The sequence below is a fragment of the Lentzea sp. NPDC003310 genome, assembly GCF_040610935.1.
Taxonomy (GTDB): domain Bacteria; phylum Actinomycetota; class Actinomycetes; order Mycobacteriales; family Pseudonocardiaceae; genus Lentzea.
The window spans coordinates 254003-280472 of the sequence record NZ_JBEXNC010000006.1 but is presented as its reverse complement, the minus strand read 5'-3'; the positions used below and the strand labels follow the sequence as shown (position 1 = coordinate 280472).

The window sequence follows — 26470 nt, the reverse complement described above, 5'->3', positions numbered from 1 at the left end:
CATCCGTATCCCCTCACAAGCCCCCTTTTGGCATCAGGAGCCACAACTTCATGTCGACAAATCGATTTGGCGTGCGCACGCTCGCCGTTCTCGCCGTTGCCGGAATCGCCGTCCTCGGCACGCCGACCATCGCGTCGGCCCACGTCAGCGCCCAGCCCGCGGAGTTCACGCAGGGCGGCCGCGCCACGTTCGCGTTCCGCGTCCCGAACGAGCGCGACAACGCCGGCACCACCAAGATCGAGGTGACGCTGCCGCAGGACACGCCGCTCACCTCGGTGCGCACCAAGCCGCTGCCCGGCTGGAAGGCCGAGGTCGTGAAGGGCAAGCTCGCCAAGCCCGTGACCGTCGCCGGCAAGGAGGTGACCGAGGCGTTCACCTCGATCACCTGGACCGCCGAGGGCACCACGAAGATCGGCGTCAACGAGTACCAGGAGTTCTACGTCGCGCTCGGCACGCTGCCGGAGGGCAAGGACACCCTGCTGCTCCCGACCAAGCAGACCTACGAGAACGGCGAGGTCGTCGACTGGTCGCAGGCGCCCGGCGCCGACGGCAAGGAGCCGGAGCACCCGGCGCCCGCGCTGAAGCTCGCCCCGAAGAAGGCCGGCGACGACGGCCACGGCGGTCACGGCACGACCCCGGCCGCCAACTCGACCGACACGCACGAGGCGTCGGCCGGCACGGACAACACCGCCCGCTACCTCGGCGGCGCCGGTCTCGCCATCGGCGCGCTCGGCCTGGGCTTCGGTGTCGGCGCCATCCTGCGTTCGAGGCGCAAGGCATGAAGCGCGCTCTGATCGCGTTCCTGTTCGCTGGTGCGGCCGTGCTCGCCACGGCCGCGCCCGCGGCGGCACACAACGCGCTGATCGGCAGCGACCCCAAGGACAAGACCTCGCTCGAGGTCGGCCCCTCGTCCGTCACGCTGACGTTCGACCAGGACGTCCAGGGTGGTCAGGGCATCAACGCGATCTCGGTGACCGACTCGAGCGGCGGCCACTACGAGGTCTCGGGCGACCCGACGATCAAGGACACCGCGGTCTCCCAGAAGGTCAACGCCCTCGGCAAGGCCGGGGAGTACAAGATCGGCTACCGCATCCTGTCCGCGGACGGCCACCCCGTCTCCGGCGAGCTCACGTTCACCCTGACCAAGGACGGTGGCGGCACGCCCACCGCACCGGTCAGCGACGCCGCGCCCAACGGCGGTTCGAGCGACGGCCTGCCCATCTGGGTGTGGATCGTCGGTGCCGTCGTGCTGCTCGGCGGCGGTGTGTTCTTCGCGCTGCGCGGTGGCGGGGGCGCGAAGACATGAGCGACGTCCGGACCGCCGCCCCCACCCACTACCGCGTGCTCGCCGGACTGGTGTTCGGCGCACTCGGTGGCATCGCGCTCGGCCTCGTGCTGGCACCACCCGTCGTGGTCGCCGGGGTCGTCGACGCCGGGGCGGCGGTCCGGTACGGCCTGCCGGTCACGCGGGTGCTGCTCGACGTCTCGGCGACGGTCGTCGTCGGGCTGTCGATCCTGCCGAAGCTGCTCGGCTTCGACCGGCCCACGCACACCGAACCCGTCATGCGCCTCGCCCGTCCGGCCGCGGTGATCGCGGCCGCCGTCTGGGTGGTCACGGCGCTGACGGCCATCGTGCTGCAGGCCGCCGAACTGCGGCCGGGCAGCAACGTCAGCATCGGCAACGCGGTCGACTACGTCGCGAACGTCGGCGCCGGCAAGGGCCTGCTGTTCAGCGCGGCCTGCGCGTTCGTCTACCTGGTCATCGGCGTGATGGCCGTGCGCAGCGGCGAGTCCGTACCCGCTGAGCTGCGGATTCTCGTCTCGATGTTCGGACTGCTGCCGATCCCGGTGACCGGGCACGCCTCCAACTGGAAGTACCACGACTACTCGATGGTCTCCATGGAGTTGCACGTGCTGGGCGCCGCGGCCTGGACCGGCGGGCTCGGCGCGCTGATGGCGCTGGTCGCGTACCGCAAGGGCCTGCTGGCGATCGCGCTGCCGAGGTTCTCGAAGATCGCGACCGTGAGCCTGGTCGTCGTCGCGGTCACGGGCCTGTTCAACGGGTTGCTGGAGCTGGTGCTCAACCCCGTCGTGCCGTTCCCGCAGTCGATGTTCACCACCGGCTACGGCCTGCTGTTCCTCGGCAAGACCGTCTGCGCCGGGTTGATCGCGGTGCTCGGCGCGCACATCCGGTGGCGGCTGCTGCCGAAGATCTCCCAGCACAAGGTCACCGCGATCGTCCAGTGGGCGGTCCTCGAGGTGACCATCATGGGCGTCGCGTTCGGGCTCGCCGTCGTGCTCAGCCGCGCACCCGTCAGCTGAAGCCCGTCGCCACCCGCACCAGGTCGGCCACGGCACGCGACCTGCTGTGCGGCGGCCACGCGATCACCGTCGTCACCTTCGGCGCGTCGGCCACCGGTACCGCGACCAGGCCTTCGAGCAGGCCGGTCCGGACGACCTCCGGCATGACCGCGACGGCCCGGCCGAGCGAGATCAGCTGGAACAGCTGCGTCAGGTCGTGCACCTCCGCGCCGGGACCGGGCAGGTAGGAACCGTCGGGCTCCGGCCAGCGCACGAGTTCGGGCAGGTCGGCGACGTCGGCCATCCGCAGCCGGTCCGCGCCGGCCAGCGGGTGCGAGGCCGGCAGGATCGCGAACTGGCACTCCGTCTGCAGGGGCTCGACGTCGAGACCGACCGTCGAGTCGAACGGTTCGTGCAGGAGCGCCACGTCCGCCCGGCCGTCGAGCAGCGGCTGCCAGGTGTGCGCCTTGCACAGCAGCAGGTCGACGGCGACCGCGCCCGGTTCGGCGGCGTAGGCGTCCAGCAGCTTGGCCAGCAGCTCGCCCGACCCGCCGGCCTTGGCAGCCAGCACCAGCGACGGCCGGTCGACGGTCTTCGTGCGCCTCTCCGCCGCGGCGACCGCGCCGAGGATCGCCCTCCCCTCGGCCAGCAGCACCGCGCCCGCGTCGGTGAGCGCGACCCTGCGGCTGGTGCGGGTCAGCAGCGCGACGCCGAGCCGGTGTTCGAGCTGGGCGATCGTCCGCGACAGCGGCGGCTGCGCGATGCCGAGGCGGTCGGCGGCCCGGCCGAAGTGCAGCTCCTCGGCGACCGCGACGAAGTACCGAAGCTCCCGGGTCTCCACCCGTCCACGCTATCCATACCGGCCGGGTATCGCTGCCAGAGCGAAGTGGTGTTGGTTCCCGCAGGTCTCCCGAGCACGATCGAAGACATGAGCAAACAGACGATTGCGCTGGTCACCGGCGCGAACAAGGGCATCGGGTACGAGATCGCGGCGGGGCTCGGCATGACCGTCGGAGTCGGCGCGAGGGATCCGCGGCGAGGTGAGGAAGCGGCGGCGAAGCTCCGGGCGGCTGGCGTCGACGCGTTCTTCGTGCCGTTGGACGTGACCGACGACGAGAGCGTCGCCGCAGCGGCAAAGGTGTTCGAGGAGCGGTTCGGCCGGCTCGACGTGCTGGTGAACAACGCCGCGATCGCCGGAGGGTGGCCCGATGCGCCGTCGACCGCCACGCCGGAAGGCATCAGGGCGGTGGTGGAGACCAACGTGATCGGCGTCGTCCGGGTCACCAACGCGATGTTGCCGCTGCTCAACCGGTCGGCGAGGCCGCGGATCGTGAACCTGTCGAGCCACGTCGCGTCGCTGACGTTGCAGAGCGCCCAAGACCTCGGCGGGGTCAGCGGGACCTACTCGCCGTCGAAGACGTTCCTGAACGCCATCACCGTCCAGTACGCCAAGGAGCTGGAGAACATCAAGGTCAACGGTGCGTGCCCGGGTTACGTGGCGACCGACCTCAACGGTTTCCAGGGGACCGACACCCCGGCGGACGGCGCCAGGATCGCGATCAGGCTGGCCACCCTGCCCGACGACGGACCGACCGGGGGCCTGTTCGACCACAGCGGCCCGGTGCCCTGGTGATGTTCAACGTGAAACATCCACGACTTCGCCGGACTCGGTGAGTGGTCCGATCGGCGCGGCGAGCTGCGCACGAACGGACTAGTCGGTGATCAGTCGAGCCGAAGATTCTTCGCGCATCCGCGCCAGCCGGTTCATCGTCCGCTGACCGCGGCGGTCCAGCTCACGGCTGTCGATCCAGCCGTTGGCGTAGTAGCGGTAGTCCTGAGCCAGCGCCACCAGCTCCGCGAGGTAGTCGGCGGATCGGCGCCGGCGCTCCTCGTCGAAACCCGCGAGCAGCGGTAGCTGGGTGTCCACCACCTCGTCGAGCAACTGCGCGGACCGCAGCGCTCTCTTGGAACGCCACCTCCGTGTAAGGCTCACGCGCCGCACCTCGTCCTTCGCCCCGACCTGCCGCACCTTAGGCGTGGATTTCTCGCCCGTCGATGCTGCATTCGTGTGCGAAGGTCCTGGCGTTACCGCTTCGTGTCCCACACCATCCGAAAGTGGTGCTATAGGACCCAAACGAGATTGCGGTCAGGCGGCCGACTCGGTGCCGGTGAAGCGGGCGACGCGGTCCGCGAGCTCGCGGGCCTCGGGGTTGTTGCGGCGCTTGTCGGCCTCCTGGCGGAGGGGCTCCATGCGCTGCTTCGTGCGCACCGACTTCAGGCTTTCCGACAGGTCGACGGCCTGGCGGCCGATCTTGGCGCCGTGGTCGACGTCGCCCTCGAGCAGGTGGTTGATCGCCATCGACGTCAGGTTGAACGAACGGCTGCGGGCCATGTCGTCACCGAAGCTGTTGATCGCCTTGGAGAGGGCGGGGATCGCGGTCCTCGTGTACTTGACGTCCACCGTCTGCGCCAGTTCCGTGTGCACCGTGCCGATCATCGACGAGAGGTCGATCTCGTTGAAGAACTTGGCCCACGCAGGGGCTTCGACGACGTTCGCGCGGGAGAACTCGTCACGCGCCCGGCCGAGCAGCTTGAGCGCCTGCTCGTCGGAGCCCATCTTCGCGTAGGCCCAGGCCTCGTTCGCGCACAGGATGCCCACGGCGAGTTCGGAACCGGAGTTCTGCGCGGCCAACTGCCCCAACTGGAACACCTTGAGCGCGTCGTCAGGGGCGTTCTGGTGCAAGTACACCCGGCCCATGCGGTACAGGATGTTCGCCATCAGCGCCTCGTTCTCGCCCTGCTTGGCGAGGTCGAGCGCCTGACCGAAGTGGTTGCGGGCCGAGTCCATCAGACCCGTGTCGAACGACGTCCAGCCGGCGAGGTTGTGCAGGTCGGCCAGTGCCACGAACAGGCGCTGACGGACGATGTCCGTCGAACTGGCGCCGAGCATCTGCTGACCCCACGACAACTGGGCCACCACGGCGTCGCGGCAGGAACCGCCGCCGTACTGGTAGTCCAGCGCACGCAACGCGCGAGTGGCCGCTTCGACCTGGCGCACATCGGTCATGCCGATGCGTCCCGGAGCCGGAGTCTGTGTGGGGTGTGAAACCCACGACCCGGAGTCCGCTCCGAACACGGCCGCGCCCACTGTCACGGCGGCGGCGTGCGCGAGGAACTTCCGACGCTTCACCGACTCGTCCTCCTCAGGATGGGGTGAGTCCGCGGTCGCGGCCACCCGTACTGCCGTTGTCTCGTCATAGGCGAGACCCATGTATCCACGTGGGACACCCAGGCCCACGGCGATCCTGGTCAGGACGTCATATGCCATCACCTGGCGTCCCTTGAGAATCTCCGAGACCTCGGACTGCGATTGCCCGGTGAGCGCCGCGATCTGGCGCTGGGACACGCCGTGCCGTCGGAGCAGCCGGTAGACCGAGCTGATCTCTCGTCGGGCCAGTGCGTCCCGCATCTCCTGGTTGTCCCACACCTCGGTGGGGATAGGAGAGCCCTGGGAACTCATGGTGTTCATCGCGCACCCTCACAGTCCGTTGGGCGTCATCGGCAGACTAGGGGCAGGTCCCCGAGCCCGAGAAGTCCTCTTCGGCGGAGCTGATCGGCCCTACCGAACACCGCTTACCGCTCACCGTAAGACTTCCACCGGTGGGCGCTGTGACGTCCCGTTCCGGCATGAATCATCGCAATCTAGATTCCGGTAAGCGAGTGAGCACGGAGAGGAATGACCAATCAGATGGACAGCTCCTCCTCGTACTCCACCTCCATTGTGGAGACGGGTGACACCGACTCCACATGGCGCGGCACGACCGGGCAGCGTCGTACGTGGCAGATCAGCTGCGGCGACGTGGTCGACCGGGACCGCCAGCTCACCGTGAAGGTCGTCCAGGGCCAAGTGGTCCTGGTGGGACCTCCCGGGGAGACGGCAGTCTTGTCCCACGACCAGCTCGTACAGCTCAGGGCTGCGCTACGCGAAGCCGCCGACCAGGCGGAAAGGTGACGGTGACGTTTCGATGGACGCGATCCTCGGACAGGTTCTTCGCAACGCTGTGTGGGAACGCCTCGACCTGCTCACGGAGCTGGCGAGCCGCGCTGACGCCCCGTCCCTCCTGTCGGTGGCTCGATCCGAGCTCCCTCGGCTGACCGAGGGATGGCGTGCTCTGCTGGCAGCGCACGAGCCGGACGAGAAGGGCAACTGCCCTGAGTGCTCCGGCCGTTGGCGCCAGCAGAAGTCACCTTGCTCGGTGTGGCGCGCCGCGTACGAACACCTGGTTGCGGGCGGACTCGCCCCGCGCCCGGCTCGCCACCTGCGCGAGGCCCCGGTGACCCCTCCTGTCACCAGGTCCCGCCGCGCGGTGGCTCGAGCCCACTAACGGGCCTTTGCGATCGACCTGGCGTCCCCCCGACACGACCAGGTCTGCAAACGGCCTACTGACCGGGCGCTCGCGATGTGCGAACCCCCGACCGCGACATCGCGAGCCCCGGTCAGCTCACCAACTCCACAGATTCCCGCGGGCCGGTGACGTGCACACACCCTTCCCCGACCGTTGTCGGCCCGCGGTCACCAACCACGGCCCTTGTCTGCACCTCCCGCGCAGGCAAGGGCCTTTTCACGTGGTCCTACCGGTGGGTGCCGGTTTTCCAGGCCAGGTACGAGGTCAGGCCGGGCAGCAGCCGGCCGGAGATCTCGAACGCCTTGAGCTGCCACGGGAACAGGTGCTCGGCCCGTTCCTTCTCCACCGCGTCGACGATCGCCTTCGCGCACCGCTCCGGCGTCACCGTGGGGATGGCGAGCCGCGCGATCGCCGGGATCCGCTCCTCGGCGCCGGGGTTGTTGGTGAAGTACTCGCTGCTCACCTTGCCCGGAACGACCTCGCTGACACCGATTCCGGTGCCGCGCAGGTCCTGGCGCAGCGACGCGGTCAACCCGCGCAGCGCCCAGCGCGACGACTGGTAGCCCACGCAGCCGGGAATCGGCAGCCGCGAGACCGGTGAGTTCACGTTGACGATCCAGCCGGACCCCCTGGCGCGCATGGCTCCCAGGTACTCCCTGGTCAGCAGCAACGCCGCCAGGTACGGCACCGCGGTCATCGCGACCAGCTCGTCCGGCTCGGTGTCGTCGAGGAACAGCCAGCGCCCGACGCCCGCGTTGTTGACCAGCACGTCGGGTACCGGCACCACCTCGGCGAGCGCGCGGATCTGCGCGGCGTCCGCGAGATCGGCCGGATGAGCGGTCGCCGAGCCGCCGAACTCCTTGATCCGCTCGACCTGCCGATCGAGCAGTTCGGCGCTGCGGGCCACAAGGTGGACATGAGCGCCGCGCGCCGCGAACCGGAACGCGGCCTCGGCCCCGATCCCCTGGGACGCTCCCGTGACCACGACTTCCTTGCCCGAGACCTGCATCAGACCACCGATCGCACTCGACTCATCAACACCGCCGCCAGCGTCGTCGCCAGCGCGGACACCGCGAACAGACCCCGGTACCCGCCCAGGTTCGCCAAGATCAACGCCGTCAGCAAGGGGGCGATGACCTGCGGTAACGCGTTGGCCACGTTCAGCACGCCCAGGTCCTTGGCCCGGTCGGACGCGGCCGGCAGCACCTGCGTGAGCAGGGCGATCGCGACGGCCCAGTACGTGCCGAAGCCGACGCCGAGCAGCGGCGCGGCGACCAGCGCGGCCGTCCAGGTGGGCCAGGCGACGAGCAGCAGCGCCGCGATCGCCATGACGACCGACGCGAGGTACACGTACGGCTTCCGGTGGCCGGAACGATCACTCCGTGCGCCGAACAGCACCGCTCCTGCGGCGAGCGCGACGCCGTAGAGCGCCATCAGGACCAGCAGACCGTCTTCGGGGGACGGGTGGTGGACGACGTCGCCGAGGAAGTAGAGGAGGTAGAGCGTCCCGAACGCGTTGCCGAGGTTGATCATCAGGTGGCCGAGCCACGCCCAGGCGAAGTCCGGGTGCTCGCGCGGGGAGATCCAGAACGTCGGCTTGACTGGCTTCACGATGAGCTGCGTGTCCGGTGTGCGCCACACGAAGAAGATGGCGCCCAACACCACGATGACCGCGCACGCCAGGTAGCCGTTCGTCAGTCCGCTGACCAGCAACGTCACCACGACCGCGCCCAGCACCGTGCCGAGCATCTGGCTGATACCGATGAGCCCGCCGACCTGCGCCCGTTGCGCGACGGGGACTCTGTCGGGCACCGCGGAGGTGAGCGCGGCGAGCATGCCGCCGATCCCCGCCTGCACCAGGCACCAGCCGATGGTCATGACGGTGACGGACGGCGCGTTGCCCAGCACCGCGAGGCCGACGGCACCGATCGCCGCACCGGCCAGCGTCCACGGGTGCCGGCGGCCGAACCGCGAGGTGGTGCGGTCACTGAGGAACCCGATCAGCGGCACGACCAGCAACGACACCAGCGCGCCGACACCGGTGACGATGCCGAAGACCAGTTCCTTGTTCGCCTTGTCGAGGATCTCGGCCTGCTGCGGCAGCAGGACCTGGATCGGTGCGTAGATCGCGAGCCACAGCCCGAGGTTCGCCGCGAAGAGCCAGGCCATCCAGCCTCTGCGGACCGGGACGACCGGTTCGGCCAGTGCCTCACTCACCGCTGATCACCTTGCGGTACCAGTGGAACGAGTCGCGCGGCGTGCGGACCTGGGTCTCGTAGTCGACCTCGACCAGGCCGAACCGCTGCGAGTACCCGGCCTCCCACTCGAAGTTGTCGAGCAGCGACCACACGAAGTACCCGGAGACGTCGGCTGCCCGCGCGGCCTTGAGGTGTCCGTCGAGGTAGGCGATCCGTTCGGCGTCCTGCAGTCCCTCGGGGAAGCTGCAGCCGCTCTCGGTGACGTGCACCGGCGGCAGGTCCGGGTGCCGTTCGCGCAGCGTGGTGATCATCTCGGTCAGCCCGTCCGGCACGATCGGCCAGCCGAACCCGGTGCGTTCGTACTCGTCGATCTCCACGAGTTCGAACGGCAGGGGGTTCCCCTCGGACGGTGCCTTGAGGCGCGTCGGGTTGTAGTAGTTCACGCCGTAGAAGTCGAGCGGCTGGTGGATCGTGGCCAGATCACCTTCGGCGATAGGCAGAAGGTCGGCGACTGCGTCGGGATATCGGCCCGACAGCATGGGATCCGCGTAGATCCAGTTGTGGATTTCGCTGTACGCCTCGGCAGCTGCTACGTCGTTCGGCCCAACCGGCCACGCCGGGGTGTGGTTGTTGGCCGTTCCGACGGCGTGCGCGTTGTGCGCACGGAGCACTTCGACCGCACGGCCGTGAGCGAGGTTCAGGTGGTGGGCGGTCGGCAACGCGTCGAAGAGCAGCGTCTTGCCGGGAGCGTGCTCACCGATCGCATAGCCCTGCAACGTCACCATCGCCGGTTCGTTGATCGGGATCCACAGCTGCACGCGGTCGGCGAGCCGGCCCGCGACCAGTGCCGTGTAGTCGGCGAACCGGTCGGCGATGTCCCGGTTGAGCCATCCGCCCTCGGCTTCCAGCTCCAGCGGGGTGTCCCAGTGGTACAACGTCACCACCGGGGCGATATCGATGTCGACGAGCGCGTCGACCAGGCGGTCGTAGAAGTCGAGTCCCTCGGTGTTGACCGGTCCCTTGCCGGACGGCTGGATGCGCGGCCACGCGATCGAGAACCGATACGCGTTCACGCCGAGCTGCGCCATGAGCGCGACGTCCTCCCGCCACCGGTGGTAGTGGTCGCACGCAACGGAAGCGTTCTGGTTCTCGTGTACCGGGGAGAACCCGTCCCACACGGAGGGACCCCGACCGCCGGCGTCGAACGCGCCCTCGATCTGGAACGCGGACGTCGACACTCCCCACAGGAAGTCGCTCATCGATCCTCCAAATGTGAAACTTGTTCGGATCGTAGGCGTGTTGACAGGTTCAGGGAAGTGAAAGCGCCCGACAACGGGCAAGATGGAAGCACCCGAACTACTGGGAGTCGCCGTGACGAGCACCACCCCGCTTCGCCGCCAGCCCGTCCAGCAGCGCAGCGCCAAGAGAGTCGAGCGGATGCTCGAAGCCTGCGCCACCCTGATCGACGAGGTGGGCTACGACGGCGTCACCACGACGTTGATCGCGGAGAGAGCGGGCGTCGCCGTCGGGTCGCTCTACCAGTTCTTCCCCGACAAGAGAGCCGTCGTGCAGGCGCTGACGCTGCGCAACGTCGACAAGTTCTCCCAGGGCATCACCGAACGGCTCGAGCAGGCGACCCTCGAGCACTGGTGGGATGCCGTGGACACGGTGTTCGACGTCTACGTGACGATGCACCGCGAGATCCCCGCGTTCGGGAAGCTGCACTTCGGCGACGTCGTGGACATGCGACTGCTCGACGACCGCCGCGACAACAACGCCGTCATCTCCGACAAGATCTCGGAGCTCATCTCGGGCAAGTTCAACATCCCGTTCGGCGAGGTCGGCCTGCCGATCGCGATCGCCGTCGAGGCCGCGGACGCCGTGCTGAAGATGGCGTTCCGGAACAACCCGAACGGCGACCAGGCGATCCTCGTCGAGGCGAAGGCGCTGGTCAGGGGCTACCTGTCCTCGCGCCTCCCCGCCTAGCCGAAGTTGCGGCGCTCGCCGCGGTACGTGGGCACGGTGCGCTCGATCTGATCACCGTGCACCAGGTGCACCTCGTCGAACCGCTCGAACAGCTCCCCCGCCTTGGCGTGCCGCATCCACACGCGGTCGCCGATCTTCAGCTGCTCCGCCGCCTTGCCGGTGACCGGCGTCTGCACCTCGCCCGCGCCTTCGAGGCCGAGCGTCTTGAGCCCCTCCGGCAGGTACGGCGACGGCTGGCGGTCGGGGGTCGGCGTGCCGGACGCGATGTAGCCGCCGGCGAAGAGCGTGGCCACCCGCTTGGTCGGCTTGCGCACCACGGACAACGCGAAGAGCGCGGCCGGTTCCGGCTTGAACGCCTGGTAGGCGTCGAAGAGCGTCGGTCCGAAGAGGCCCGACCCCGCCGCGAGCTCGGTGACCGACGGGTCCGACCCGGTCAGTTCGAGGCTGCCGGTGCCGCCACCGTTCACGAACTCCAGCTCGGCCACCTGCCGGACCGCGGCGACGACGGCCGTCCGGCGCTCGATCAGTTCCGGCCCGGACCTGGACTGGATGAAGCGGATGCCCAGGGCGCGGAACGGCTGGCCGGGTGGGTTGTCACCGAGGCCGGCGATCTGTCCCTCGTACGCCATGACGCCGACGAGCTTGAACCCGTGCCGCTGCACGATCTTCGCGGCGAGCGCTCTGGCCTGCTGCGGTGTGTGGACAGACGAGCGGCGCGGACCGATGTGGACACCGGGCAGCGGCCGCCACGACACGTCGAGCTCCAGGCAGACCCGGATGTCGGCGTGCGGCCCGATCGCCGCGTCCACGAAGTCGAGGTGCTCCAGCGAGTCGACCATGATGGTGACGCGCTGGCGTGCGGTCTCGTTGGCGGCGAGCTTCTGCAGCGACGCGCGGTCCGCCGTGGGGTATGCGACCAGCAGGTCCTCGCTGACGTTCTGCTCGGACAACCACAGCGCCTCGGCCAGCGAGTAGCACATGACCCCGGCGTAACCGGGCCGTTCGAGGGCCCGGCTCACCAGGTCCCGAACCCGGATCGACTTGCTCGCCACCCGGATCGGATGACCGGCAGCGCGGCGGGCGAGGTCCGCCGCGTTGTGGTCGAAGGCATCCAGGTCGACGATCGCGAACGGAGGATCCAGGTCCTTCGTCGCGGCATCGAGTCGAGTTCGGCGCATGCTCTGACGGTACGTGCTGAACCCTTGAAACGTGAAGAGCTTTCACTTACGTTACTCGCAGGTCACACTCTCTCGTGGAGGTCCGTGTGTGGACGAACTGGGCTAAGACGGCCTCGTGCACCCCGACGCGCGTGGTCCACCCGTCCAGCACGGACGAGATCGCCGAAGCGGTCCTCTCGGGCTCCCGTGTCCGCGCGCGGGGCAGCGGTCACTCGTTCAACGACATCGCGGTCGCGCCGGAAACAGCGCTGGACCTGGACCGTTGGACGGGAATCGTGCGCGCGGACACGGAATCCGGCTTGGTGACCGTCCGCAGCGGCACTCCCCTGCACCAGTTCAACGCCGACCTCCACCGGCTCGGCCTCGCCATGCCGAACCTGGGCGACATCGACGCCCAGACGGTCGCCGGCGCGGTCTCCACCTCGACCCACGGCACCGGCGCGAAACTCGGCGTGCTCGCCACCGCCATCCACGAGCTGGAACTGGTCCTGGCCGACGGCTCGGTCGTCACCTGCTCACGCACCGAACGCCCGGACCTCTTCAACGCAGCACGGGTCGGCCTCGGCGCGTTGGGCATCATCAGCACGTTGACGCTGCAGTGCGTGCCGGCGTTCGTGTTGCGGGCGCAGGAGTCCCCCGGCCGCCTCGACGCCGTGATGGAGCAGTTCGACGACCTGTGCGCGGTCGAGGACCACGTCGAGTTCCACTGGTTCACGCACTCCGACCGCGTGATCCTCAAGCGCAACAACAGGATCACCGAGCCGGCGCGCCCGCTGTCGAAGTTCCGGCAGGCCTGGGAGTACGAGGTGATGGAGAACGCCGCGTTCGGCGCCGTCACCAAGGTCGCGAAGTCGTTCCCCCGCTACACCAAGCGCCTCAACGAACTCTGCGGCTCGCTGATCTCCGAGCGGTCCTATTCGGACTACTCGCACAACGTCTTCGTGACCCCGCGCCGAGTCCGCTTCGTGGAGACGGAGTTCTCCATCCCGCGCGAGACCCTGATGGACGTCCTGCGCGAGCTCCGCGCCGTGGCGAACAAGCTGGGAGAGCGCGACCACCTGATCGTCCCGTGCGAGGTGCGGGTGGCGCAGGCCGACGACATCTGGCTGTCCACGGCCAACGGCCGCGACACCGCGTACATCTCGATGCACCAGGCACTCGGCATGCAGTACAAGGCTTTCTTCGACGCGTACGCGAGCATCGCGGCGTCGGTCGACGGCCGCCCGCACTGGGGCAAGATGCACGACCTGACCGCGGCGGAGCTCCGCCCGCTGTACCCGCACTTCGACGACTTCCTGCGGGTGCGGGACGAGGTCGATCCAGGCCGGACGTTCACGAACCCGTACCTGGACCGCGTTCTCGGCAGCTAGAAGAGGCGGACGGCGTCCGCGACCGGCGTCTCACCATTCACCAGCTCGATCGTCTTGCCGATCGTGTTGCGAGCACCGAGCAGCTCCGCCAGCACGGCGGCGACGTCGGCACGCGTGACCGGTGACCGGGGCAGACGTGGCGCGCCCAGGGTGACCAGACCCGTGGGCGCGTCGTTCACCAGCGGACCGGGCCGCAGGATCGTCCAATCCAGATCCCGCTCCCGGAGGTCCTCCTCGGCCAACCGCTTCGCCTTCAGGTAGACCGCGAATCCGGCGTCCACCTCGGGCGAGTCGGCGGCCTCGATGCCCACCGTCGACACCTGGACGAACCGCCGCACCCCGGCCTCGACAGCGGCAGAGGCGAAGAGCGCAGCGGCCCCGTAGTCCACGGTGTCCTTGCGGGCGGCGCCTGATCCGGCACCGGCACCAGCGGCGAACACTGCCGCGTCCGCGCCGTTCATGTACGAGGCGACCGAGTCCAGCGAGGCGGACTCCAGGTCGCACAACACCGGAACGGCTCCGGCTTCCTGCACGTCAGCGAAGTGATCGGGATTGCGGACCAGTGCGGTGGCGGCGTCTCCACGAGCGGCCAGCTGCTGCTCCAGAAGCAGCGCGATCTGCCCGTGTCCGCCGGCTATGACTACTCGCATAGGCCCGACCGTAGATCAGGACGCGGTGGCGAGCACCTGCTCGTAGACCAGCTCGTTGACCCAGCGGGTGATGGCGGTGTCCTCGGACGGCACGTTCTCCTGGCGGCCCGACACGTCGACCGAGAGGTCCTTCTCGTCGTCGGCCAGCAGGACCGAGACGCCGTAGCGGCGGACGCGCGGCAGGCAGTTCGCGAGGTAGTCGTGCGAGAAGGCGACGGACTCCGGGAGCACGACCGCGGCGTTGCCGTAGCGGGCGAAGGGGACCGCGGAGGCGAGGGCGGTGCGCCAGTGGCGGGCGACGGCCAGGACGCCGACGATGCGGACGGCGGCCGGCGGGACGCGGCCTTCCATCTCGGGCCACACCCACGTGGAGACGGTGGTCTTGTCGGCCTCGGGGCCCGCACCCACGCACACGCGCTCGGCGTGGGCGTCGGCCAGGAGCTCGGCCACGACGACGACCTTGCGGCCCATGAGGACCATCTCGGGCAGAACCACGCCGTGCCAGCCGAGGCGGATCGCCGCAGCGGCAGCCAGCTCCTCGACGGACGCGGGCAGTTCCGGAACCGGGACCGGGGTGGTCGACAGACCGTTCGAGCTGTCGAGTGCCGCGATCCTTGCTGGGGTGCTGCTCACGCCAGTGCCTCCTCGTCACCCGCGGCGGGAGATCCGCCGCGTTTCGACTCGTGCTCTGGATAAGAATTAGCAGGAAGCGCGCGGCCCGCCCCCAGGTCACAGGACCCCCTGCGATCGACGGCGCCGACCGGTCGGTGACCGGTCGGACAGTGCCGAGGGGAGTTCGGTCCTACGGTGCTGCCGTCTGGGTGACGTTGAGCCGGATGGACGTACGAAAAGAGCTGCTCAGGGTGGGTGCTCCAGGCGTGGGGCCGAAATGCCGGTGAGCGGTACCGGGCACCGCCCGCCGACCGTTCACCGCGCCAGAACGACCACCTACATGATGATCACCGTTTTACCGCGGCTGTGACCTGCGAAAACGTCGGTCGCCCCGCGCAGCGGCACGCGTCGGCCGATCGGTACCTCCAGGTCACCCGCCTGCACCAGCGACGCCAGCCGCAGCAGTGACTCCCGCGAGCCCTTCATCCCGAAGTTCTGGCTCTGATCTGCGGAGACGTAGTTCGTCGTGAACGCCAGCGGCGCGTAGCGCGCGTTCGCCTCGAACGACGAGCGGTCGGTGCTCACGAGGTCGACGAGCGCGTCGGCCTCGACGAGCGCGTCGCCGCGGCCGACGGGGACTACCCGCTTGCCGGCCGCCCGCGCGATCTGGACGGTGAACGACCCGACGCCACCGGTGGCACCGACGATCAGCACGGACCGCGCGTCGCCCAGCGCCTCCACCAACTGCAATGCGGTCATGCCCGCGGTCGGCAATGCGGCGGCCACGACGGGATCGAGACCTTCGGGGATCGGAGCCAACGCGTTGGTGACCGGAACTGTGACGTACTCGGCGTATGTTCCGCCGCCGACCGGGCGGTGGAAGAACGTGCCGAAAATCCTCTCTCCGGACCCTTCCACCTCACCCGCACCATCCGTTCCGGGAACGAGTGGGAACCGGTGGGGAGCGGATTCGCGGAGCATCCCGTTCACGACTTTGCGGTCGAAGGGGTTCACGCTCGCGGCGAACAACCGCACCTTCATCTCATTTGGGCCCGCCACGGGCTCCGGGACCTCGACGAGTTCGAGGTCCGCGCCGAAGTCGGCCGCCGCTATCGCCCACATGTCGTCCCCCCGAACGAGTGACAGACATCACCTGTTGGATCAAGGAATCCGATACTGCCGATCAACGAAAGAACCCCCCTCGCGAATCCGCGAGAGGGGTTCCTTCTGTCTTTTCTATGGGCAAGGGGGGAGTTGAACCCCCACGTCCTTTCGGACACACGGACCTGAACCGTGCGCGTCTGCCATTCCGCCACTTGCCCCTGGAGACGTTGAGAACACTAGCACGCGTCCAAACCAGGTTCCTAATCGCCCCCTGTAGGCCTGGTCGCACCCGGATACGATCGGGGCGGGAGCCCGGCCGAACGGATCGAGCGGAAGGAGTCGACATGGGCCTGCAACGCTTCGAACGGAAGTTGGAAGGTCTCGTCGGAAACACCTTCGCGCGCGTGTTCGGCGGCAGCGTCGTGCCCCAAGAGGTGGCACAGGCACTGCAACGGGAGGGTGACAGCAACATCCGCGAGCTCGCGGGTGGCAGACTGCTAGCCCCCAACCACTACAAGGTGCTGCTCGGGCCTCAGGACCACGAACGTCTTGCGGGCGACGAGCAGGATGAACTACGCATCACACAGCTTCTCGCAGAGGGCCTGCGAGAGCACCTGGCCGAGTCCGGATGGGATACCTATGGTGACGTCGTAGTCTCCCTGGAGCGCTCCGAGGCGCTGCACACCGGACAGTTCCGAACCAGCTCGTCCGTCGACCCCGACGTGAAAGCGGCCAGCCGACGGTCAGCACCACCTCGCACCGCAGGAGACCGATCCATGAGCCAGCCACCCGGCTACGGACAAGGACAGGGCCAGCCCGGCCAGGACCCTTATGGTCAGGGCGGCTACGGCCAGCAGGGCTACGACCAGCAGCAGGGCTATGACCAGCAGGGCTATGGCCAGCAGCAGGGTTACGGCCAGCAGGGCTACGGCCAGCAGCAGGGCTACGACCAGGGTTACGGCGGCGGCCAGCAGGGCGGCGGCTACGACCAGGGTTACGGCCAGCAGCAGGGCTACGACCAGGGTTACGGCGGCGGCCAGCAGGGCTACGGCCAGGACCAGGGTTACGGCCAGCAGCAGGGCTACGGCCAGCAGGGCTACGACCAGGGTTACGGCGGCGGCCAGCAGGGCGGCGGCTACGACCAGGGTTACGGCCAGCAGGGCGGGTACGACCAGGGTTACGGCCAGCAGCAGGGCTACGGCCAGCAGGGCGGCTACGACCAGGGCTACAACCAGGGCGGATACGCCCCGCCGGCGACCCAGGGCGCCAACCGTCAGCTCAACGCGACGCTGCACCTCGACGACGGATCCAACCGGACGTACAACCTGAAGCAGGGTGGAAACGTCGTAGGACGTGGGCAGGAAGCCGACTTCCGCCTCCCGGACACCGGGGTCTCCAGGCGCCACCTGGAAATCTCCTGGGACGGGCAGAATGCGATGCTCGCTGATCTCGGTTCGACCAACGGCACCACGGTGAACGGCACGCCAGTGCAGACTTGGCAGCTCGCGGAAGGCGACGTCGTCCGCATCGGCCACTCGTCACTGGTCTTCCGCACCGCGGGCTAGAGGTCGACACGGGCGTCGGTAAGCAACTCAAGGCAGGAGCGGTTACAACCGGTGCCAGAGCTGGTGATGCAGCTGACCAGAGCGGGCTTTCTCGTGCTCCTCTGGCTCTTTGTGCTGGCCGCCCTACGTGTGGTCCGCTCTGATCTCTACGCAGCCTCAGGGCTCCGGGCGTCAGGTCTGCCCGGATTCCGGAGGTCCGAGAAGTCGGCGAGGGGAAGCAAGGCGCCTCGGCAACTCGTGGTCACCCACGGGGCGCTGACCGGCACCCGCATCTCGCTCGACGGCAGGCCGATCCTGATCGGCCGCGCTGACGACTCCACTCTCGTCCTGGACGACGACTTCGCGTCGACCAGGCACGCGAGGCTGTCCATGCGCGGTACCGACTGGTACGTGGAGGACCTCGGCTCCACGAACGGCACCTACCTAGACCGAGCCAAGGTCACCGCACCCCTGCGCGTACCTCTCGGCACCCCGATCCGCATTGGCAAAACGGTGATCGAGCTGCGCTCATGACCTTGGTTCTTCGATACGCGGCCCGCAGCGACAGGGGCCTGGTTCGCGCCAACAACCAGGACTCCGTGTACGCGGGCCCTCGCCTGCTCGCAGTAGCCGACGGCATGGGTGGCCACGCCGCCGGTGAAGTCGCGAGCAAGGTGGTCATCGCCTCGCTGGCCCACGTCGACGACGACGAGCCGGGCGACGACCTCCTCGGCAAGCTGCGCGACGCGGTCGCGAGCGGCAATGGCGCCATCTCCGAGCTCGTGACGAGCGACCCCGACCTGGAGGGCATGGGCACCACGCTCACGGCCATCCTGTTCGCGGGCAACCGCCTCGGTCTCGTGCACATCGGCGACTCGCGCGCGTACCTCCTCCGGGACGGTTCCTTCGCCCAGATCACGCACGACGACACGTTCGTCCAGTCGCTGATCGACGAAGGCCGGATCACCCCGGACGAGGCCGCCACGCACCCGCAGCGCTCGCTGCTGCTGCGCGCCCTCACGGGCCACGACTTCGAGCCCAGCCTCACCGTGCGCGAGGCGCGCGCCGGCGACCGGTTCCTGCTCTGCTCGGACGGTCTGTCCGGGGTCGTGAGCCTGGAGACGCTCGACGAGGCGATCCGCATCCCGGATCCGCAGGCCTGCTCGGACCGGATGATCGAGCTCGCGCTCAAGGGCGGCGGCCCCGACAACGTCACGGTGATCGTGGCGGACGTCGAGGACGTCGACTTCGGCGACGACTACCCGATCGTCGGCGGAGCGGCCGGTGACGGCAGCGACCAGCACGACACTCCCCCGGACTCGGCTGCTTCGCGGGCGGCGACGCTCACCCAGCAGCGTCCTCCCGCGCCGCAGCGGATGGACGCACCGCCGCCGCCCCCGCAGGACCCGAAGCGCAAGAAGCGCAACGCCATCAAGGCGTTCGCGATCATTCTCGTGCTGCTCCTGCTCACCGGTGTCGTGGCGGTCGGCGGCAAGCTGTGGCTCAACACCCAGTACTACGTCGGTGCCACCGAGGACGGCCAGGTCGCGATCTTCCGCGGGCTGAACGGCTCGGTGCTCGGCTTCAAGCTGTCGTCCAAGGTCGAGGACTCGTGCCCGCCCGGCTCCACGGGCTGCACCCCGATCACGCTCAAGGACCTGCAGGAAGCCGGCCGGAAGACCATCACCGCGGGCATCCGCAGCGACAACGGCCTCGACGGCGCGCGCGCCGCGGTCCGGTTGCTGCGCACCGAGCACATGCTGCCGCTGTGCAAGGACACCTCGTCGACGTCGAGCACCACCACGACGACCACTCCCCCGACGACGACGTCCACGCCGAGCACCAGCACCAGCACCAGTGCGCCCGCGAACGGTGCCCCGGAGACGGGCTCGACCGACCCCTCGCTCACCCCCTCCCAGCAGAAGCCGGGTGTGGAATGCCGGGAGGGTCCGTAGTTGATGGGCTCGCCCGCCCCCACCGGGGAAGGCTCACCGTCGCTGGCGACGAACACGTCGCCAGGGCTGAAGGCGCCGACGCGACGCGGCACCGAACTGGTGATGCTGTCGTTCGCCGCCGGTCTCGTGACGCTGGCACTGATCCTCGTCGAACTGAACCAGGAACGCTCGCTGAGCCTGAGGATCCTCTACCTCGGCCTCGCGTACCTGGGTCTTTTCGCGTGCGCCCACCTCGCCGTGCGCCGGTGGGCCCCGTACGCCGACCCGGCGATCCTGCCGTGCGTCGCGCTGCTCAACGGGCTCGGCCTGGTGACCATCCACCGGATCGACCTCGCCATGGAGGGCACCGTCTTCCTGGACGGCTCGACGTGGGACCCGGTGGCGTTCAAGCAGGTCATCTGGACCGCCATCGGGTTGTCGCTGTTCGCGGCGACGCTCAAGTTCCTCCCGGACCACCGCATGCTCGCGCGGTTCGGCTACACGTTCGGCCTCGTCGGTCTCGTCGCGCTGATGCTCCCCGGTGTGCTGCCGGGCTTCATCGCGCCCGAGATCAACGGCGCGAAGATCTGGCTGCGCCTCGGCCCGTTGTCGATCCAGCCGGGTGAGTTCGCCAAGATCCTCCTGATGGTCTTCTTCGCCGCGTTCCTGGTGTCGAAGCGGGACCTCTTCACCGTGGCGGGCCGCCGGTTCCTCGGCATGGACCTGCCGCGCGCCCGCGACCTCGGCCCGCTGTTCGCGGCCTGGGGCGTCACGGTCGCGGTCATGGTGCTGCAGAAGGACCTCGGCTCCTCGCTGCTGTTCTTCGGCATCGTGCTCGTGCTGCTCTACATCGCCACCGAACGCGCGGCCTGGGTCGTGCTCGGTCTCGGCATGTTCGCGGGCGGCGCCGTCGTGGCGTGGAAGCTCTTCAACCACGTGCAGCAGCGCGTCGCGAACTGGCAGGACCCGATCGCCCGCTACGAGGTGCTCGGCGGCGGTTACCAGATCTCGCAGTCGCTGTTCGGTCTCGCGACCGGCGGCATCGGCGGCGCCGGTCTCGGCGCGGGTCGTCCGGAGATGATCCCCGAGGCGAACACCGACTTCATCACCGCCGTGATCGGCGAGGAGCTCGGGTTCGTCGGCTTCGCCGCGCTGCTGCTGATCTACATGGTCTTCGCGTTGCGCGGCCTGCGCAGTGCGATCTCGGTGCGCGACAGCTTCGGCAAGCTCCTGGGCGGCGGTCTCGCGTTCGCGGTCTGCTTCCAGGTGTTCATCGTCGTCGGCGGTGTCACCAAGCTGATCCCGATGACGGGTATCACCGCGCCGTTCCTGTCCTACGGTGGTTCGTCGCTTCTCGCGAACTACGTCCTGGTCGCGTTGCTACTGCGAATTTCTGCGGCGGCGAGGGCCCCGCAGCGGGTCGCGAAGCCGAAACCGCAACAACCGGCTATCGCAGACCAGCACACTGTGATGGTGGAGCGTCCCAAATGAACACACCGCTCCGCCGCGTCGGCATGGCCATGATGGTCATGATCCTGCTCCTGCTGGGCAACGCCACGTGGGTGCAGGTCATCAACGCCGACGAGTGGCGCAAGAACCCCTACAACCGCCGCGTGCTGCTCGACGAGTACGCCCGCAAGCGCGGTCTCATCACCGTCGCCGACGGCACGGTGATCGCGGACGTCAAGGAGACGACCGACCGCCTGCGGTTCCTGCGCACCTACAACAACGGCCCGGTCTACGCGCCCGTCACCGGCTACCTCTCGGTCACCTACGGCACCTCCGGCATGGAGCGCGCCGAGAACGACCTGCTGAACGGCTCGGACGACAGGCTGCTGGCGCGCCGCATCTCGGCGTTGATCACCGGTCGCGACCCGGTCGGCGGCAACGTGCAGCTCACCCTGAACGCCAAGGTGCAGCAGACCGCGTACGACCAGCTGACGGCCAGGGGCTTCACCGGCTCGGTCGTCGCGATCAAGCCGGACACCGGCGAGATCCTCGCGATGGCGAGCACCCCGTCCTACGACCCGAACGAGCTCGCGAGCCACGACGCGGGCGCGCAGGCGTCGGCGTGGAAGAAGCTCAACGCGGACGGCGCGGGCAACCCGCTGGTCAACCGCGCGACGCAGGCCCTGTACCCGGCCGGTTCGACGCTCAAGACCGTGGTGGCCGCGGCCGCGCTCGCCGACGGCAAGACCAAGGACACGCAGTACACCGCCAAGGCGTCGATCACGCTGCCCGGCAGCCAGACGCCGCTGCCCAACTTCAACAACACCCCGTGCGGTCCCGGCGAGACGGTGTCGATGGAGACGGCGCTCGCGAAGTCGTGCAACACGGCGTTCGGCGAGATGGCGGGCCAGCTCGGCGCGAACAAGCTGCGCCGGCAGGCCGAGAAGTTCGGTTTCAACGACCCGGACCTCCAGGTGCCGCTGTCGGTCGAGACCTCGACGCTCGGCGACATCCCGGACGACGCCGCGCTCTACCAGACCGGCATCGGCCAGCGGAACGTGCAGATCACGCCGCTGGAGAACGCCGTGGTGGCGGCGACGATCGCGAACAACGGCAAGCGCATGCAGCCGTACCTGGTGTCGAAGATCCTCGGCCCGGACCTGAAGTCGATCGAGGACACCAAGCCCGACCAGGTCGACACCGCGATGACCACGGCCAACGCCAACGCGCTGCGCGACATGATGATCCAGTCGGAGATCAACACCGGCGGTGAGGGTCGTCTGCAGAACGTGCAGGTGGCGTCGAAGACCGGTACGGCGGAGCACGGCGCCAAGCCGCTCGAGAACAACCCGCACGCCTGGTACATCGCCTTCGCGCCGGCGCAGAAGCCGGAGATCGCGATCGCGGTCATCGTGGAGGACGGCGGCGACCGCGGTCTGGGCGCCACCGGTGGCAAGGTCGCCGCGCCGGTCGGCCGCGCCGTGATGAACGCGTACCTGGCAGGCAAGTGATGCTGACCAAGGGCCAGCTCCTCGCCGACCGTTACCGCCTCACCAGGCGGATAGCGGTCGGTGGCATGGGCGAGGTCTGGGAGGCGGCGGACGACCGGCTCGACCGCCGCGTCGCCGTGAAGGTGCTCAAGGCGGAGCTCTCCGGAGACCCCGAGTTCCTGCACCGCTTCCGGGTCGAGGCGCGGATGACCGCGTCGCTCAACCACCCCGGCATCGCGTCGGTGCACGACTACGGCGAGACCGCGTCGATCGCGGACGGGCCGGAGGACACGGCGTACCTGGTGATGGAGCTCGTCGAGGGCGAACCGCTCGCGACGATCATCTCGCGCGGCCGGCTGACCGCCGAGGTGACGCTCGACCTGCTGGAGCAGACCGGGAACGCGTTGCAGGCGGCCCACGAACGCGGACTCGTGCACCGCGACGTGAAGCCCGGCAACATCATGGTCACGCCGTCGGGGAAGGTGAAGATCACCGACTTCGGCATCGCGAAGGCCGTGGACGCGGCACCCGTGACGCGGTCCGGCATGGTGATGGGCACCGCGCACTACATCGCCCCCGAGCAGGCTCTCGGCGGTGAGGCCGAACCGGCGAGCGACGTCTACTCGTTGGCCGTGTGCGGCTACGAGTGCATGGCCGGGCACCGCCCGTTCCTGTCGGACAACGCGGTGACCGTCGCGATGATGCACATCCGCGACATCGCGCCGCCGTTGCCGCCGGACGTGCCGCCGGGTGCGCGCGCGTTGATCGAGGCGACCCTGGTCAAGGACCCGAGGCAGCGCTACCGGACCGGCGGGGAGTTCGCGGCGGCCGTCAGCGCCGTGCGGGTGGGCCAGCCGCTGCCGACGCCGTCCGGGTTCGCGATGCCGCCGATCCCGCAGCAGGTACCGCCACAGCCCCCGCCGCCCCAGGTGTCGCAGCCGCTGCCGATCCCTCCGCAGATGCCGCAGCACCACCAGGGCAGGCCGGGTACCCACCCGGCGATGCAACCGGCGCACCAGACCGGGATGCAGCCGGTGCACCAAACCGGAACGTTCACACCGATGCCGACGCCACCGGGGAGAAACCGGACCGTCGTCTGGGTTATGGTCGCTGTCCTGGTGGCTGTGCTGCTGGTGGTCGGCGTGGTCGTCGTGTGGAAGTTGACCGTCGGAGAGAATGACGGGACGGGGCAAGGCGGCCGGCCGACGACGTCCAGCTCGGTGAACCCGAACGCCCCGGCGAACGGTCAGGCGAAGCCGGACTCCGCCGACCGGATACCGGGCAGCCAGCCCCTGCGGATCAACGAGGACGACTACATCGGTCGTTCCGGCGACGCGGTCAGCATCGACCTGATCGACCACGGGCTGGAGCCCCAGGTGCAGAGCGCGCAGGGCACGGCGCCGGGCGACTTGAAGAAGTGCCGGGTCACCGCCATCGCGCCGACAGGCGAGGTGCCGGTCGGCTCGCGGGTGAAGGTGACGTGCGCGCCATGAGCAAGACCAGAACCGAGTTCGGAACACCGTCGACGAGGAGCGGGACGAAGCACCGATGAGCACTCCGCGACTGCTCTCAAACCGCTACGAACTGGGTGAGACTCTCGGGTACGGCGGCATGTCCGAGGTCCACAAGGGGCGGGACGTCCGCCTCGGCAGAGACGTGGCGATCAAGGTGCTGCGGGCCGACCTCGCCCGTGACTCCCAGTTCCAGGAACGCTTCCGGCGTGAGGCGCAGAACTCCGCCGCCCTGAACCACCCGGCGATCGTCGCGGTCTACGACACGGGTGAGACGCAGACCGAGTACGGCCCGCTGCCGTACATCGTGATGGAGTTCGTCGACGGGCGGACACTGCGCGACATCGTGAAGACGCAGGGCCCGCTGTCGGGCAAGCGCGCGATGGAGGTCATGGCCGACGTCTCGGCCGCGCTCGACTTCAGCCACCGCCACGGCATCGTCCACCGCGACGTGAAGCCGGCGAACGTGATGATCACGAAGTCCGGCGCCGTGAAGGTGATGGACTTCGGCATCGCCCGTGCGCTGCACGACGGCCAGGCCGCGGTCACGCAGACCGCGGCGGTCATCGGCACCGCCCAGTACCTGTCGCCGGAGCAGGCGCGCGGCGAGTCCGTCGACGCCCGGTCCGACGTCTACGCGGCCGGCTGCGTGCTGTTCGAACTGCTGACCGGGGAGCCGCCGTTCACCGGCGACTCGCCCGTCGCGGTCGCGTACCAGCACGTGCGGGAAGACCCGAAGGCCCCGTCGCAGCTCAACCCCAAGGTGTCGCCGCAGCTCGACGCGATCGTGCTGAAGGCGATGTCGAAGGGTCCGGCGAACCGCTACCAGTCGGCCGCGGAGATGCGCGGTGACCTGGTGCGCGTGCTGTCGGGCCAGCGTCCGTCCGCGCCCGCCGTGATGACGGCCGAGGACCGCACCGCCGTGATGAACGAGCAGGCGCAGGCGCGGACCGGCCGCACGCAGGTCGTGTCCGGCGGCAGGCACCGCCCGGCGGCGTTGAAGGCGGAGCCGGACGACTACGACCCGATCGCCGACGAGGAAGAAGAGCGTCGCGCACGCCGCAAGAAGGCCATCATGGTCACGCTCGTGGTGATCCTGTGCATCGCCGTGCTCGGCCTTGCCGCGTGGATCACCAAGAACGTCATGGACTCCGGCAGCGAGGTGGCGGAGAAGGCCTCGGTCCCGTCGATCGTGGGCCTGAGCCCGTTGGAGGCCAAGGAGAAGATCCAGAAGGCGGGCCTCGTCGCGGTCCAGCAGGACGTGGCGTGCGAACCCGGTCCCGCCGGCGCCGCCGCCGCGTGCAACGCGGACCAGATCAACAAGGTGATCGGCACGAACCCGCCGGAGGGCACCACGCTCACCAAGGGCGGCCAGGTCACCATCTCCGTCGGCGCGCCGCCCGGTGAGGGCACCGTGCCCGACCTGAAGGGCAAGACCGCCGCCGAGGCGCAGGCGATCCTCGACAAGGACCCCAACGGCTTCAAGCTGCAGCAGGGCGAGTCCGTCGAGGTCGACGACGCGACGAAGGCGAACAAGGTCGCGCAGCAGACCCCCGAGGCGGGCCTGAAGCTCAAGAAGGGCAGCACGATCAGCATCCAGCTCGGCAAGGCGCCGGACCGGGTGAACGTGCCGGGTGTCGTGAACGACGACGAGGCCGACGCGCGCCAGACGCTCGAGGGTTCGGGCTTCAAGGTCGTGATCGAGCCGACCGACAGCACCAAGCCCGAGGGCACCGTCCTCTCGCAGAACCCCGCCGCCAACAGCAAGGTCGAGAAGGGTGCGACCGTCACGCTGAAGGTCTCGAAGGGAAACCAGTTCGAGATGCCCGACCTGGTCGGCCTCGACCAGCGGGACGCGGAGCAGAAGCTGAGGGCGCTGGGCTGGAACGGTTCCTTCAACGTGCAGAAGGAGCAGAACGCCGACCCGTCGAAGCGCGACAAGGTGCTGACGCAGCAGCCGGCCAAGGGCACGGCGATCTCGCGCGGCACCGCGGTGAACGTCACCGTGGCGTCACTGGGGATCGGCGGCAGCTAGGTTTCGTGCGAAAAGGGGCGGCTTCCACCTGGAAGCCGCCCCTTTTGCGTTCGCCTACAGGCGCGCGGCCGCGGCCAGCGTGCGCATGCCGTTCTCGAGCGTCGCGACCGTGGTCTCGGGGACCTCGAAGCCGCACACCCTCAGCCAGTTCGCGAGCATCCGGTGGCCGCCGTCGGTCAGGACGGACTCGGGGTGGAACTGCACACCCTCGACCGGCAGTTCCTTGTGGCGCATGGCCATCACGATGCCGGTCTCGGTCTTGCCGGTGACCTCGAACTCGGCGGGGATCGTCTCGGGCAGCACCGTCAGCGAGTGGTAGCGCGTCGCGATGAACGGCTGCGGCACACCCGCGAGCACGCCCTGGCCCTCGTGGAAGACGATGCTCGTCTTGCCGTGCAGCAGTTCGGGCGCCCGGTCCACCGTGCCGCCCCAGACGACACCGATGGCCTGGTGGCCGAGGCAGACGCCGAAGACCGGTTTGCCGGTGTCGGCGCACTTCTTGATGACGTCGATGCTGGCGCCGGCACGCTCCGGTGTGCCGGGACCGGGGCTGACGAGGACACCGTCGACCCTGTCGATCTCGTCGAGGTCCACCTCGTCGTTGCGCCGGACGACGCACTCCGCACCCAGCTGGGCCAGGTACTGGACGAGGTTGTAGACGAAGCTGTCGTAGTTGTCGACCACGAGCACGCGCATGGAGAG

General features: G+C 68.9%; 26 protein-coding genes and 1 tRNA gene. 15 read left to right on the top strand and 12 right to left on the bottom strand.

All coding sequences use genetic code 11. The annotated features are described in order from the left end of the window. The first annotated feature begins 71 nt into the window (after nucleotides 1-71). The 3 genes from ABZX02_RS13995 to ABZX02_RS13985 are packed head-to-tail and all read left to right on the top strand — an operon-like array spanning nucleotide 72 to nucleotide 2322. Nucleotides 72-782 carry a YcnI family protein gene (locus tag ABZX02_RS13995; RefSeq protein WP_355298067.1) on the top strand — a complete coding sequence of 237 codons (711 nt, stop codon included), beginning with the start codon at nucleotides 72-74 and terminating at the stop codon, nucleotides 780-782. Continuing rightward, nucleotides 779-1306 carry a copper resistance CopC family protein gene (locus ABZX02_RS13990; RefSeq protein ID WP_355298065.1) on the top strand — a complete coding sequence of 176 codons (528 nt, stop codon included), beginning with the start codon at nucleotides 779-781 and terminating at the stop codon, nucleotides 1304-1306. Before ABZX02_RS13995 ends, ABZX02_RS13990 begins: the two co-directional genes overlap by 4 nt. After that, on the top strand, nucleotides 1303-2322 hold the full coding sequence (locus ABZX02_RS13985; RefSeq protein ID WP_355298063.1) for a CopD family protein: 1020 nt from the start codon (nucleotides 1303-1305) through the stop codon (nucleotides 2320-2322). The genes ABZX02_RS13990 and ABZX02_RS13985 overlap by 4 nt, the downstream gene beginning before the upstream one ends. Here ABZX02_RS13985 and ABZX02_RS13980 read toward each other — a convergent pair. Continuing rightward, the gene (locus ABZX02_RS13980) at nucleotides 2315-3142 is read right to left on the bottom strand and encodes a LysR family transcriptional regulator (protein WP_355298061.1); all 828 of its coding nucleotides are present in this window, start codon (nucleotides 3140-3142) and stop codon (nucleotides 2315-2317) included. The two genes, ABZX02_RS13985 and ABZX02_RS13980, sit on opposite strands and share 8 nt — an antisense overlap. Before the next feature lie 87 nt (nucleotides 3143-3229). Between ABZX02_RS13980 and ABZX02_RS13975 the strand changes: the two genes are divergently transcribed. Beyond that, a complete protein-coding gene (locus ABZX02_RS13975; RefSeq protein ID WP_355298059.1) occupies nucleotides 3230-3934 on the top strand; it encodes an SDR family oxidoreductase in 705 nt (234 codons plus the stop codon). Nucleotides 3935-4012: 78 nt separating this feature from the next. Here the strand turns inward: ABZX02_RS13975 and ABZX02_RS13970 are convergent, their stop codons facing one another. Beyond that, on the bottom strand, nucleotides 4013-4294 hold the full coding sequence (locus tag ABZX02_RS13970) for a hypothetical protein (RefSeq protein WP_086664898.1): 282 nt from the start codon (nucleotides 4292-4294) through the stop codon (nucleotides 4013-4015). Between the two features lie 153 nt (nucleotides 4295-4447). After that, nucleotides 4448-5830 (bottom strand): helix-turn-helix transcriptional regulator, encoded by a 1383-nt coding sequence (locus ABZX02_RS13965; RefSeq protein ID WP_355298057.1) that lies wholly within the window; start codon nucleotides 5828-5830, stop codon nucleotides 4448-4450. A 207-nt stretch (nucleotides 5831-6037) separates the two neighbouring features. On the opposite strand from ABZX02_RS13965, the gene ABZX02_RS13960 reads away from it, so the two are divergent. Together ABZX02_RS13960 and ABZX02_RS13955 are read left to right on the top strand one after the other, a co-directional pair. Beyond that, entirely contained in the window at nucleotides 6038-6313 is a 276-nt protein-coding gene (locus ABZX02_RS13960) for a hypothetical protein (RefSeq protein ID WP_229905106.1), read from the top strand. A gap of 13 nt (nucleotides 6314-6326) precedes the next feature. Then, nucleotides 6327-6686, top strand: a complete 360-nt coding sequence (locus tag ABZX02_RS13955) for a hypothetical protein (RefSeq protein ID WP_030480258.1) — start codon at nucleotides 6327-6329, stop codon at nucleotides 6684-6686. 247 nt (nucleotides 6687-6933) lie between these two features. Here ABZX02_RS13955 and ABZX02_RS13950 read toward each other — a convergent pair whose 3' ends face one another. Genes ABZX02_RS13950 through ABZX02_RS13940 form a run of 3 tightly spaced genes read right to left on the bottom strand, consistent with a single transcriptional unit; the run spans nucleotide 6934 to nucleotide 10164 of the window. Further along, nucleotides 6934-7716: an SDR family NAD(P)-dependent oxidoreductase gene (locus ABZX02_RS13950; RefSeq protein WP_355298053.1), complete on the bottom strand. Its 783-nt coding sequence runs from the start codon at nucleotides 7714-7716 to the stop codon at nucleotides 6934-6936. Beyond that, nucleotides 7716-8876: an MFS transporter gene (locus ABZX02_RS13945; protein WP_355298412.1), complete on the bottom strand. Its 1161-nt coding sequence runs from the start codon at nucleotides 8874-8876 to the stop codon at nucleotides 7716-7718. The genes ABZX02_RS13950 and ABZX02_RS13945 overlap by 1 nt, the downstream gene beginning before the upstream one ends. Nucleotides 8877-8916: 40 nt before the next feature. Beyond that, entirely contained in the window at nucleotides 8917-10164 is a 1248-nt protein-coding gene (locus ABZX02_RS13940) for a GH1 family beta-glucosidase (protein WP_355298051.1), read from the bottom strand. A gap of 112 nt (nucleotides 10165-10276) precedes the next feature. Here ABZX02_RS13940 and ABZX02_RS13935 point away from each other — a divergent pair, with 112 nt between their 5' ends. After that, nucleotides 10277-10891 carry a TetR/AcrR family transcriptional regulator gene (locus tag ABZX02_RS13935; RefSeq protein ID WP_355298049.1) on the top strand — a complete coding sequence of 205 codons (615 nt, stop codon included), beginning with the start codon at nucleotides 10277-10279 and terminating at the stop codon, nucleotides 10889-10891. On the opposite strand, the gene ABZX02_RS13930 is transcribed toward ABZX02_RS13935, so the two are convergent. After that, the gene (locus tag ABZX02_RS13930; RefSeq protein ID WP_355298047.1) at nucleotides 10888-12069 is read right to left on the bottom strand and encodes an amino acid deaminase/aldolase; all 1182 of its coding nucleotides are present in this window, start codon (nucleotides 12067-12069) and stop codon (nucleotides 10888-10890) included. The genes ABZX02_RS13935 and ABZX02_RS13930 overlap by 4 nt on opposite strands. A gap of 74 nt (nucleotides 12070-12143) precedes the next feature. On the opposite strand from ABZX02_RS13930, the gene ABZX02_RS13925 reads away from it, so the two are divergent. Continuing rightward, on the top strand, nucleotides 12144-13439 hold the full coding sequence (locus tag ABZX02_RS13925; protein ID WP_355298045.1) for a D-arabinono-1,4-lactone oxidase: 1296 nt from the start codon (nucleotides 12144-12146) through the stop codon (nucleotides 13437-13439). Here ABZX02_RS13925 and ABZX02_RS13920 read toward each other — a convergent pair. The 4 genes from ABZX02_RS13920 to ABZX02_RS13905 all read right to left on the bottom strand — a co-directional run bounded on the left by ABZX02_RS13920 (nucleotide 13436) and on the right by ABZX02_RS13905 (nucleotide 16023). Next, on the bottom strand, nucleotides 13436-14089 hold the full coding sequence (locus ABZX02_RS13920; RefSeq protein WP_355298043.1) for an NAD(P)H-binding protein: 654 nt from the start codon (nucleotides 14087-14089) through the stop codon (nucleotides 13436-13438). The two genes, ABZX02_RS13925 and ABZX02_RS13920, sit on opposite strands and share 4 nt — an antisense overlap. 15 nt (nucleotides 14090-14104) lie before the next feature. Next, nucleotides 14105-14722, bottom strand: a complete 618-nt coding sequence (locus tag ABZX02_RS13915) for a hypothetical protein (protein ID WP_355298041.1) — start codon at nucleotides 14720-14722, stop codon at nucleotides 14105-14107. 315 nt (nucleotides 14723-15037) lie between these two features. Continuing rightward, nucleotides 15038-15823 carry an NADP-dependent oxidoreductase gene (locus ABZX02_RS13910; protein WP_355298040.1) on the bottom strand — a complete coding sequence of 262 codons (786 nt, stop codon included), beginning with the start codon at nucleotides 15821-15823 and terminating at the stop codon, nucleotides 15038-15040. A 117-nt stretch (nucleotides 15824-15940) separates the two neighbouring features. Further along, nucleotides 15941-16023: transfer RNA gene (locus ABZX02_RS13905), tRNA-Leu, on the bottom strand. 126 nt (nucleotides 16024-16149) lie between these two features. Here ABZX02_RS13905 and ABZX02_RS13900 point away from each other — a divergent pair. From ABZX02_RS13900 to pknB, 7 genes are read left to right on the top strand one after another with little or no spacing between them, the layout of a single operon-like run. Continuing rightward, on the top strand, nucleotides 16150-17370 hold the full coding sequence (locus ABZX02_RS13900; RefSeq protein WP_355298038.1) for a DUF3662 and FHA domain-containing protein: 1221 nt from the start codon (nucleotides 16150-16152) through the stop codon (nucleotides 17368-17370). Between the two features lie 51 nt (nucleotides 17371-17421). Continuing rightward, the gene (locus ABZX02_RS13895; RefSeq protein WP_030465595.1) at nucleotides 17422-17883 is read left to right on the top strand and encodes an FHA domain-containing protein; all 462 of its coding nucleotides are present in this window, start codon (nucleotides 17422-17424) and stop codon (nucleotides 17881-17883) included. Further along, a complete protein-coding gene (locus ABZX02_RS13890) occupies nucleotides 17880-19304 on the top strand; it encodes a PP2C family serine/threonine-protein phosphatase (RefSeq protein WP_355298036.1) in 1425 nt (474 codons plus the stop codon). Before ABZX02_RS13895 ends, ABZX02_RS13890 begins: the two co-directional genes overlap by 4 nt. Nucleotides 19305-19307: 3 nt before the next feature. After that, nucleotides 19308-20774, top strand: coding sequence for an FtsW/RodA/SpoVE family cell cycle protein (locus tag ABZX02_RS13885; RefSeq protein WP_355298034.1), 1467 nt, complete (start codon nucleotides 19308-19310; stop codon nucleotides 20772-20774). Continuing rightward, entirely contained in the window at nucleotides 20771-22243 is a 1473-nt protein-coding gene (locus ABZX02_RS13880) for a penicillin-binding protein 2 (protein WP_355298032.1), read from the top strand. Before ABZX02_RS13885 ends, ABZX02_RS13880 begins: the two co-directional genes overlap by 4 nt. After that, nucleotides 22243-23715, top strand: a complete 1473-nt coding sequence (locus ABZX02_RS13875) for a serine/threonine-protein kinase (RefSeq protein WP_355298030.1) — start codon at nucleotides 22243-22245, stop codon at nucleotides 23713-23715. Before ABZX02_RS13880 ends, ABZX02_RS13875 begins: the two co-directional genes overlap by 1 nt. Before the next feature lie 55 nt (nucleotides 23716-23770). Continuing rightward, nucleotides 23771-25768, top strand: a complete 1998-nt coding sequence (pknB, locus tag ABZX02_RS13870; RefSeq protein ID WP_355298028.1) for a Stk1 family PASTA domain-containing Ser/Thr kinase — start codon at nucleotides 23771-23773, stop codon at nucleotides 25766-25768. Nucleotides 25769-25822: 54 nt separating this feature from the next. Here pknB and ABZX02_RS13865 read toward each other — a convergent pair whose 3' ends face one another. Beyond that, nucleotides 25823-26464: an aminodeoxychorismate/anthranilate synthase component II gene (locus ABZX02_RS13865; protein WP_355298026.1), complete on the bottom strand. Its 642-nt coding sequence runs from the start codon at nucleotides 26462-26464 to the stop codon at nucleotides 25823-25825. Nucleotides 26465-26470: the final 6 nt, after the last annotated feature.

What these genes read in the sequence shown, in the direction of transcription:
- ABZX02_RS13910 (WP_355298040.1), bottom strand. Translation starts at nt 15,823, where the DNA reads ATGTGGGCGATAGCGGCGGCCGACTTCGGCGCGGACCTCGAACTCGTC.
- ABZX02_RS13875 (WP_355298030.1), top strand. Translation starts at nt 22,243, where the DNA reads ATGCTGACCAAGGGCCAGCTCCTCGCCGACCGTTACCGCCTCACCAGG.
- ABZX02_RS13865 (WP_355298026.1), bottom strand. Translation starts at nt 26,464, where the DNA reads ATGCGCGTGCTCGTGGTCGACAACTACGACAGCTTCGTCTACAACCTC.
- pknB (WP_355298028.1), top strand. Translation starts at nt 23,771, where the DNA reads ATGAGCACTCCGCGACTGCTCTCAAACCGCTACGAACTGGGTGAGACT.
- ABZX02_RS13900 (WP_355298038.1), top strand. Translation starts at nt 16,150, where the DNA reads ATGGGCCTGCAACGCTTCGAACGGAAGTTGGAAGGTCTCGTCGGAAAC.
- ABZX02_RS13960 (WP_229905106.1), top strand. Translation starts at nt 6,038, where the DNA reads ATGACCAATCAGATGGACAGCTCCTCCTCGTACTCCACCTCCATTGTG.
- ABZX02_RS13940 (WP_355298051.1), bottom strand. Translation starts at nt 10,164, where the DNA reads ATGAGCGACTTCCTGTGGGGAGTGTCGACGTCCGCGTTCCAGATCGAG.
- ABZX02_RS13955 (WP_030480258.1), top strand. Translation starts at nt 6,327, where the DNA reads ATGGACGCGATCCTCGGACAGGTTCTTCGCAACGCTGTGTGGGAACGC.
- ABZX02_RS13920 (WP_355298043.1), bottom strand. Translation starts at nt 14,089, where the DNA reads ATGCGAGTAGTCATAGCCGGCGGACACGGGCAGATCGCGCTGCTTCTG.
- ABZX02_RS13975 (WP_355298059.1), top strand. Translation starts at nt 3,230, where the DNA reads ATGAGCAAACAGACGATTGCGCTGGTCACCGGCGCGAACAAGGGCATC.
- ABZX02_RS13950 (WP_355298053.1), bottom strand. Translation starts at nt 7,716, where the DNA reads ATGCAGGTCTCGGGCAAGGAAGTCGTGGTCACGGGAGCGTCCCAGGGG.
- ABZX02_RS13985 (WP_355298063.1), top strand. Translation starts at nt 1,303, where the DNA reads ATGAGCGACGTCCGGACCGCCGCCCCCACCCACTACCGCGTGCTCGCC.
- ABZX02_RS13930 (WP_355298047.1), bottom strand. Translation starts at nt 12,069, where the DNA reads ATGCGCCGAACTCGACTCGATGCCGCGACGAAGGACCTGGATCCTCCG.
- ABZX02_RS13965 (WP_355298057.1), bottom strand. Translation starts at nt 5,830, where the DNA reads ATGAACACCATGAGTTCCCAGGGCTCTCCTATCCCCACCGAGGTGTGG.
- ABZX02_RS13945 (WP_355298412.1), bottom strand. Translation starts at nt 8,876, where the DNA reads ATGGCCTGGCTCTTCGCGGCGAACCTCGGGCTGTGGCTCGCGATCTAC.
- ABZX02_RS13990 (WP_355298065.1), top strand. Translation starts at nt 779, where the DNA reads ATGAAGCGCGCTCTGATCGCGTTCCTGTTCGCTGGTGCGGCCGTGCTC.
- ABZX02_RS13885 (WP_355298034.1), top strand. Translation starts at nt 19,308, where the DNA reads ATGGGCTCGCCCGCCCCCACCGGGGAAGGCTCACCGTCGCTGGCGACG.
- ABZX02_RS13890 (WP_355298036.1), top strand. Translation starts at nt 17,880, where the DNA reads ATGACCTTGGTTCTTCGATACGCGGCCCGCAGCGACAGGGGCCTGGTT.
- ABZX02_RS13880 (WP_355298032.1), top strand. Translation starts at nt 20,771, where the DNA reads ATGAACACACCGCTCCGCCGCGTCGGCATGGCCATGATGGTCATGATC.